At 36.1% G+C, this 9,311-nt stretch carries 5 protein-coding genes; all 5 read left to right on the top strand.

What is annotated here, in order from left to right:
• The first annotated feature begins 6 nt into the window (after positions 1-6).
• Complete coding sequence (wecB, locus tag ABWP60_RS07300) at positions 7-1,095, top strand: non-hydrolyzing UDP-N-acetylglucosamine 2-epimerase (protein WP_353150624.1); 1,089 nt, start codon at positions 7-9, stop codon at positions 1,093-1,095.
• 19 nt (positions 1,096-1,114) lie between these two features.
• The gene (locus tag ABWP60_RS07295) at positions 1,115-1,717 is read left to right on the top strand and encodes a sugar transferase (protein ID WP_353150621.1); all 603 of its coding nucleotides are present in this window, start codon (positions 1,115-1,117) and stop codon (positions 1,715-1,717) included.
• Positions 1,707-2,318, top strand: coding sequence for an acetyltransferase (locus tag ABWP60_RS07290; RefSeq protein ID WP_353150619.1), 612 nt, complete (start codon positions 1,707-1,709; stop codon positions 2,316-2,318). The genes ABWP60_RS07295 and ABWP60_RS07290 overlap by 11 nt, the downstream gene beginning before the upstream one ends.
• Before the next feature lie 270 nt (positions 2,319-2,588).
• A complete protein-coding gene (locus ABWP60_RS07285; RefSeq protein WP_353150617.1) occupies positions 2,589-3,065 on the top strand; it encodes a sugar transferase in 477 nt (158 codons plus the stop codon).
• Positions 3,066-3,415: 350 nt separating this feature from the next.
• On the top strand, positions 3,416-9,311 hold a 5,896-nt coding region (locus ABWP60_RS07280; protein ID WP_353150615.1), incomplete at its 3' end, for a beta strand repeat-containing protein.

Raw genomic sequence — 9,311 nt, 5'->3', positions numbered from 1 at the left:
ATTTTAATGAAAAATATTACATTAATAGCTGGCGCAAGGCCTAATTTTATGAAAATAGCCCCTATTATTCATGCAATTCATAAAGCTCAAAAAGAATACAAAAACATTAATTATCGTTTAATACATACAGGTCAGCATTATGACAAAAAGATGTCGGGTGATTTTTTTGAGCAATTAGAAATTCCTGAACCACATGCTAATTTAGAATCTGGCGGAGGCACTCAGGCCGAACAAACGGCTAATATTATGATTAGATTCGAAAAAGAACTTATTGAGAATCCAACAGATTTAGTTCTTGTTGTTGGTGATGTAACCTCAACTATGGCCTGTGCAATTACGGCTCAAAAACTAAATATAAAAGTAGCTCATGTTGAGGCTGGAATTCGTTCTAATGATTGGAGTATGCCCGAAGAAATAAATAGACTTGTAACTGATGCAATTACTAACTATTTTTTTACAACTTCTGAAATTGCAAATGAGAATTTATTAAAAAGTGGTGTTAATATAGAACAAATCTTCTTTGTCGGGAATACTATGATTGATACATTGCTTAAAAATCTTCCTCGTTTTAAAAAACCTATGATATGGGATGAAATTGGTTTAATCGAGAAGGAATATTTGGTAATGACTTTGCATCGTCCTGCAAACGTGGATGAGGAACATAAGTTAAAAGAGCTCTTGGATGAAATTATCTTTAATTCGGGGGATTTACCATTAGTATTTCCAGTACACCCTAGAACTGCCAAAAATTTAGAAAATATAGGTCTGAGATATTCCCGTTTACATCTGATTGAGCCACAAGGTTATTTAGAATTCAACTATTTAGTAGAGAGAGCTAAAGCGGTTGTTACCGATTCAGGTGGTATAACAGAAGAAACTACTGTCTTGGGTGTGCCTTGCATTACGTTAAGAGATAATACGGAAAGACCTGAGACTATCACAGAAGGTACTAATGAATTGATTGGAACCGACCCTAAGGCAATTAAGCCGACAATGGAAAAACTATTTTCCGGCAATTGGAAACAAGGCAAAATACCCCATCTTTGGGATGGCAAAACATCTGAGCGTATTGTAGATATACTTTTAACTTTATAATTACTTAAAATATAAGCTTATGTACAAGAATTTTTATAAATATCTTTTTGATTTCATAATATCTTTACTATTGTTTTTATTACTAAGCCCTTTATTTATAATAATCACTATAGGTTTATTTTTTGCCAATCATGGCCATCCTTTTTTCTTACAATCAAGACCTGGAAAACGCGAACGAATTTTCACTATTATCAAGTTTAAAACTATGAATGATAAGAAAGATGTTGCGGGAAATTTATTGTCAGATGCAGAACGATTAACTAAAATAGGCGCCTTTGTTCGTAAAACTTCTTTAGATGAGATTCCTCAATTGTTGAATGTCATTAAAGGGGATATGAGTTTAATAGGCCCTAGGCCATTACTGACCATTTATCTACCTTTATATAATGAATTTCAAAAAAGACGACATGAAGTAAGGCCTGGAATTACGGGATGGGCACAAATAAACGGAAGAAATGCCATATCATGGAAAGACAAATTTGAATTAGACATATTTTATGTTGAAAATGTTAGTTTTTTATTAGATTTAAAAATTATTTTAACAACAGTAATGAATGTTATACAATCAAAAGACATTAACCAGGCTGACCATGCCACAATAAGTAAATTTGATGGAAACTAAATATGTTTTATATGGCGCTAGTGGTCATGCAAAAGTAGTTTTTGAAATAGCGGATGCTATATCTCAAAATATTGCCGCAATTATTGATGATAAGCCCTCAAGTTTTCATGATTTTTTTCAACAGAAAATAGTTGATGCAAAATTATTTAATTCAGAAAATTGTAAATTTTTAATATCAATAGGCAATAATCAAGTTCGTCAAGTATTGAGTCATAAAATTAATCAACAATTTTTTACATTAATTCATCCAAGTACAACTATTTCAAATAGCTCAAAAATAGGTGATGGAACCGTTATTATGGCTGGTGTTATTGTAAATGCTTCGGTTGAAATAGGAAACCATTGTATAATTAACACTGCTGCTGTTATTGAGCATGATTGTACTATTAAAGATTATGTTCACATTTGCCCAAACGCTACTCTTGCAGGCAATGTCACAATTGGTGAAGGCGCTCAGATAGGAGTTGGGGCTAAAGTAATTCAAGGTGTAAAAATTGGCAAGTGGTCAATTATAGGTGCAGGTGCTGTAGTTACTAAAGATATTCCAGATAATTGTACCGCAGTAGGCATACCTGCAAAACCAATTAAATTTCATAACTAGTTTTATTGTGAAGTTTTATTTAATCCGCCTTGTGTGGTTTTTTGCTGTAAAGTGTTGGATAAACTAATAAAAAGTAGAGTTTCAGTTAAGCAACATTTTTATGATTATTTGATTGAATATTAAATTCTGTTGTTGTAATGTAATTTAACGTTAAATACCTTCTTTTTTGATTGTGCCAAATTTTAAACCTATCACGAAAAGAAAGGTTGGTTTTTAATTATCTTGGTTTGAGAATATAAATCTATATATTAGCAATACTAAATTCTATCCATGTTATTTACACAAACCCGTATTGGAAAACACGGAAGCCCATTTACAATTTATAAATTTAGAACCATTCCAGTAGGTAAAACGCAACCGAATGTTTGGGGGCGTTTTATGCGCAAAACAAAACTGGATGAACTTCCACAAATTATTAATATTATAAAGGGCGAAATGACATTTGTGGGTCCAAGACCTGATATTCCAGGTTACGCAGATGAATTAAAAGGAGAAGATCGAATCATTTTAACTGTTAAACCAGGTATTACAGGTTTAGCGTCCTTAAAATACCGAAAGGAAGAAGAATTATTAAATCAACAACAACATCCACAACAATTTAACGATGAGGTAATATGGCCGGATAAAGTACGTATTAACAAATGGTATGTTAAGAACAAAAGTGTTGGGTTAGATTGCGTCATTCTTTTTTACACCCTAGTACCAATTGATTTTGACGTAGATAAATTTCTTTACAAAAGATATTAAATTTTAAAACAAGAGCAGGCTGTCGAAAGACAGCCTCTTTTTGCTTATATATTCTAAATCATCTAGTTAAAAAAAAATATTCTAGTTGAGACGTTTCAATAGTTGTTAAAATTTGTTTTTTATCGATTTTTTTTGCATTTCAACAATTTTTCAAAAAAAATGTATTGTATTTAATTTTATTATTATTATTTTCACAAATTATTTACAAATTATTAACCAATAACTAAATCATGATGAATAACTACATCAATTGGAGCACACGTTTTTGGACGTGGCCCAAAACAGGAAGGAGTGGGACCTCGCCCACTAGTCATTTGAGTTCCCGACGAACGTCGTGGATATTGTGTGTTTTGCTTATATCTTTATTTTTAGGAATACAAGATGCGATAGGGCAAGTTGCCTACACTCAAAATTTTTCAACTACTACACACGGTTGGACAGATTTCAGTAGAACAACTTCAAATATTTGTGCTACAACTGGCTCTATAAGAAAAAACTTATACTCCGGAGCGGCTACTGGTACACCAACATCTCCTTTACTATCAGGAAACAATGGAATGCCTCTTACTTTTTCTTATCAGTATAAAGTAATTAATTGGAGTGGAGCAGGAGCAACACCTGCTAATTTTGGTAGTTTTAAGGTTCAATATGCGAGTTCTACGTCTGGTCCATGGACAGATGTACCGAATTCTACTATAAATTCTACGAATCATACACCAAGTACTTCTTGTGTTACTAAAACGGTTACTTTTACACCGAGCGGTGGTAATTTATATGTTAGATTCAATGCTACTTGGTCAAATGGTGATTACTATTTGTATTTTGATGAAGTTGCCATTACTCAAGAAGCAGCTCCTCCTTGTACAGATACTCCAGTAGCAGGTACGTTAAATGCGGCTACTCAATTTGTATGTAATGCAACTGCGCCTTCAGCTATATCATTGTCTGGTTTTTCAAATGGTACAGGAATTACTTTCCAATGGGAAGAATCTGCTGATGGTGGTATTACTTGGAACAATGCAACCGCAGGAACAGGAGCAACTACAGCTTCGTACACGCCTCCAGCAGTTTCAGCAAATATTAGCTACCGCGCTAAGGTAACGTGTAGTGGATCAGGTTTATTTTCTTATTCTGAAGCACAACAAATTACTGTGGTTACTTGTACGTATGACACTAGTTATACGGCTGGTGGTGTGGCTTACCAATCTATTATGCCTGCAAAAGGAGGTAGTGGTTTAGCTTATTCAGGAACTTGGACATCAACAACTAGTGGAGATGATAATACATCTCCAGTTACTTTATTGACAGGAACAACTTTTAAATACCAAGGGCAACCTATCACTGGCTTTAGAGCATGTACAAACGGTTGGATGACTTTTAATACAGCATCTACTTCAAATGCTTGGACTAATGATTTAACTTCAACGGGTCAAAATTTAGTTTTAGCTCCTTTTTGGGATGATTTAGTTTTAACTGGTCAAGCGTATGCAAATAGAGACGCATGTATGCGATATTTTGTTGAAGGAACTTTAGGTTCTGGTTCGGCTATTATTACTATTGAGTGGAGTGGAATGGAAAGATATTTAATTCCAGGACCAGACTTAAATTTCCAAGTGAAATTACACGAGCAAGGAAATAAAATTGAATACATCTATGGTAACTTTAAAGGGTTTGACGGTACGTTCAATTCAGCATATTCTTATAGTATTGGTATGAATGGTAGTGTGCCTTCAGGTACCACAGCAGTAAATAGATTTGCTTTACAAACAACAAATTACAATCATTTTGATTTTGCTACTGCGCCAACTGGTTTGGTAAATATGCCAAACTGTAACTCTAAATATACCTTTACTCCAGGAACGTATTCAGGTTTAACTGCAGCGCCTACTTTGGTGGCTCCAGCAAATGATGAGCCAACAGGTGCTTTTGGTTTAGATATTGCAACTGCTCCAACTTCTGAATTATGTGGGTTGTACTATCACTCAAGATTAGCTACAGATTCTGGTAAAGGACAAGCTTGTGCGACTACAGCGGGTAACCAAGATGATGACGTTTGGTTTGCTTTTGAAACTACAGCAGCTTCAGAATATTCTATTGTAGTTAGAAGTTCTCCGTTATACGATGCGGTAGTACAATTATTTGATGAAAATTTAACTCCTATTTCTTGTGTGAATGCTACAGGTAGTGGATTAATTGAAACATTAACCGCTACTAATTTAACTCCAGATGGAGGTTTTTATTATGTTAGAGTATTCCATAATGGCGCTGGTTCTTCAGCTTCAGGTGGAAGTGGCGAATTTAGTATCGCTATGAATGAAGTATTATATCCACCAGCAAATGATAACATCGCTGGAGCAATTGCTTTAAACGTAAATGCTTCTTGCCAAACTACATCAAGTATTTTACCAAATACATTGGTAGCAACAGCTTCGCCAACTACGCCAGCTGCTTGTAATACGCCTGATGATGACGTATGGTATTCATTTGTGGCAACTTCAACATTAAATGAAGTAAAAGTACAATCAGCTTCTGGATATAATGCAGCAATGCAAATACTATCTTCTTCTGATAATACGGCTACAGGTACATTAACTGAGTTAGTTTGTAGAAACAACACATCTACAGGAGGTGAAGAAACCTACGCGGGACCATTTATTGTTGGTCAAACTTATTTTGTAAGAGTGTATCATGCAGCAACAGGTGTAGGAACAGGAAACTTTACCATTTGTGTATCGGCTCCAACTCCATTGTGTGCTGTAAATGCAACACCAGCGAATGCCGCTACAACTGTTAACTTAACACCAACATTAACTTGGGCGGCGGCTACAAATGCATCACTATATGATGTGTACTTAGGTACTACTTCAGGAGCGTTGTCTCTTTTAGCTGCAGATATTGCTACTACGAGTTATACCTTAACCAATGCTCAAGCTTTACTTGGTTTGACAAATTATTATTGGTATGTTGTAGCTAAAAATGTAAATGGCTCAGCTACTTGTACAGTTGCAAATGAAACTTCATTTACAACTCCGTCAGACTGTTTAGCGCCTACTGCTTTAACGGCTTTACCTACAGGTACAACTACTGCTACATTGTCTTGGACTTCACCAGCAGTTGGTCAAACACCTCAAGGTTATGAATATGCAGTTACAGACACTAACGTAGCACCTACTACTTCTGGTACGGCTACTACTTTAAATTCGGTTTCAGTTGCTGATTTAACTTCAGGTTCAACCTATTATTTCCATGTAAGAAGTATGTGTGCAAATGGCGAAATGGGATCTTGGGTAACGTCAAGTGCATTTACAATGCCTTTAATTTCTCCTGTTCCATGGACAGAAGGTTTTGCAACAACTACGTTGCCAGAGCAATGGTCTAATGCTGGGTATTTTATAGGCTCTTTCCCTAGCGGAAATCCAGGTAATGCAATTTCTGATAATTTATATTCATTTTCAACATCAGCTAATTTTGCTACACCTAATTTAGGAACTATAGCTACCAATCATATTCTTACATTTGATTATAAATTACAAGATTATGATGATTCTTCTATTGCTCCAACTGCAGGTTCAGGTAATTTTGTAGTTCAAATCTCAACCAACTTTGGTGCTACTTATACTACTTTAGAAACAGTAGATAACGATGGTGTTACAGGTTGGAGACAAAAATCCTACGATTTAGCTCCTTATGCAGGTGAGAATATTAAATTAAAAATTATTGGAAACTGGATTTCTGGTGATTACTATTTATCATTTGATAATATTTCAGTTTCTGCACTTTGTAGCGGGATGCCTACAGCTGGAACGGTTAGCGTAGCGGCTCAGTCACTTTGTCCTGCAGCGCCTGTTGCTTCAATTACTATTACCGGAGCATCTTTTGATGCTGGTATAGCTTATCAGTGGCAACAATCTACGGACAATGGTGTAGAATGGGTGGATGCAATTGGAGGAACAGGAGTAAATACTCTTACCTATTCTCCTCCTGTATTTGCTGGAGATCCAATTTTATATCGTTTAAGAGTATCTTGTACAACTACTGGTGAGGAAGCGTATTCAAACACGTCTCAAGTGAATAGTAACCCAAGAGCGGTTCCATTTACAGAAACATTTGATGATATTGCAAATTTAACAGGATGGTCTACTGCAGGTTTTGCTGTTGGTTCTATACGTGGAGCTACAGGTAATTCAGACGCAAATGCATATATCAATATTTGGTCTAGTACCCCTTCAGGTTATTTAACAACGGCTAATTATGGACCTATTACAGCAGGTCAGGCTTTACGTTTTGATTATCAATTATCAAATTGGAGTTTTCCTTATGCTGCTCCAGCAGCAGGTTCTGGAAATGTTGTAGTAGCCGTAAGTTCAGATTGTGGAGCCACGTTTACAACATTAGAAACTATTAATAATGATGGTGAAGCAGGTTATAGAACTAAAACCTATTCATTAGCTTCTTATGTAGGACAAAATGTAGTATTCAAAATCACAGGAAACAGAACATCAGGAGATTACGATTTATCAATTGATAATCTTGCAGTTATTGTGCCTGCTCCTGAAGTAGCTTCATATAGTCCAGCAACAGTTTGTGCGGGTAGTACGGTTACTATTTCTGGAAATTATTTTAGCACGGTTTCTAGTGTGAAAGTAGGTACTACAGAGGTGACTTTCAATATTGTAAATGCTAACACAATTACATTTACTGCACCAAGTACTTCAACGGGTGGCGCTATTACAGTAACAAACCCAGGTGGTCAAGCAACAAGTGTACTTAACTTAGTTATTGATAACACCACTGCTACAATAACAGCAGATGGTCCAACAACGTTTTGTTCAGGTGGTAGTGTCGTTTTAACGGCTAGCCCAGCAACAAGTTATTCATGGTCAACTGGAGCTACTACACAAAGTATTACAGTTAACCAGTCAGGTAATTATTCTGTTTCGATTATAAATGCAAACAGATGTGCATTACGTTCAGAGTCAGTTGCTGTAACAGTAAATCCAGTATCTTTCGAAACAGTTGAGCAATCAGCATGTATTAGTTATACATGGCCATTATCTGGTCTAACGTATACAGAAAGTGGAGATTACACTTATGTGACTACCAATTCAAGTGGATGTCCACATACTACAACGTTACAATTAACGATTAGTAATGGTGCTATTACGGCTCAGCCAACAGCGCCTACTATTTGTGCAGCAATTGGAGCTACAGCTAGTATTTCGGTTGAAGTTTCAGGAGCTAACTTACCTTCGTATCAGTGGCAAATGCAAACTACAGCTAGTACTACAGTTTGGACAAATATTTCAAACAATGCTAATTATTCAGGTGCTACATCAGCAACCTTGAATATTACAAGATCTTCTACATCGCTTCCTGCTACAGGAACGAAGTATAGAGTACTTGTTACTTCATGTGGTACTACAGTTACTTCGCAACAAGTTGCATTACAACAACAAGCAGGGGTAGTTTCAAAAGCGACTGCTATTGCTATAGTTACAAGATTAACGCCAACTGCAACTACATGTGAAGGAACAACAGTAGACTTATCATTAGCAGCAGGAAGTATTGGAAATGTACAGTGGCAAATGTCAACTACATCCGCTACGGAAGGCTTTACTCCTGTTGGATCATTAATTCAACAATCAGCTTTATCAGCTGTAAACCCATTAATGTCATTTACAACACCAACTTTAACCCAAGATACTTGGTTTAGAATTGTAGCAACAAATGGTGTTTGTAGTTCAGCTACATCGGCAGCTATTAAAATTAATGTTAGTACTACACCAACAGCAGGAACAATTGCTGGAGGTGATGTAACAGTTTGTGCGCCACAGTTGGCACCATCAACTACGGTATTTGACACAGCAGGAACTGCTTTATCAAGTTCAATTACAAATAGTACAACATTATCATTAGAAGGTACTACTTCAGGAGCAACAATAGTTTGGGAAAGAAGTATAAACTTTGTAAACGCTACTAATGCTACACCAGTATGGTCAGCGGTTACTAATTTAACGGCTACTACAGCAACAGGTGCTTCTTATTCAGGGGCAGGTACTGGAGAATTAGTGGTAGGTAACTTAGCAGCAACTACATGGTTTAGAGCACGCGTAATCAATGGCGCATGTTCGGTAATAACAGATGAAGTTAAAATTACAGTATCACCAACTGCTAAAGCCGGAACAGTTACCTCTCCAACTACAGTATGTGTAGGAGGAAGTATTACGTTTACTTCTGCAGCTTACA

The sequence above is a fragment of the Flavobacterium sp. genome, from assembly GCF_040402895.1.
Taxonomy (GTDB): Bacteria; Bacteroidota; Bacteroidia; order Flavobacteriales; family Flavobacteriaceae; genus Flavobacterium.
The sequence above is the reverse complement of the archived record's forward strand: the minus strand, read 5'-3'. Positions and strand labels throughout refer to the sequence as shown.

Bases quoted from the DNA above. Each gene is read 5' to 3' on its own strand.
- ABWP60_RS07290 (WP_353150619.1), top strand. From the start codon at position 1,707: ATGGAAACTAAATATGTTTTATATGGCGCTAGTGGTCATGCAAAAGTA.
- wecB (WP_353150624.1), top strand. From the start codon at position 7: ATGAAAAATATTACATTAATAGCTGGCGCAAGGCCTAATTTTATGAAA.
- ABWP60_RS07295 (WP_353150621.1), top strand. From the start codon at position 1,115: ATGTACAAGAATTTTTATAAATATCTTTTTGATTTCATAATATCTTTA.
- ABWP60_RS07285 (WP_353150617.1), top strand. From the start codon at position 2,589: ATGTTATTTACACAAACCCGTATTGGAAAACACGGAAGCCCATTTACA.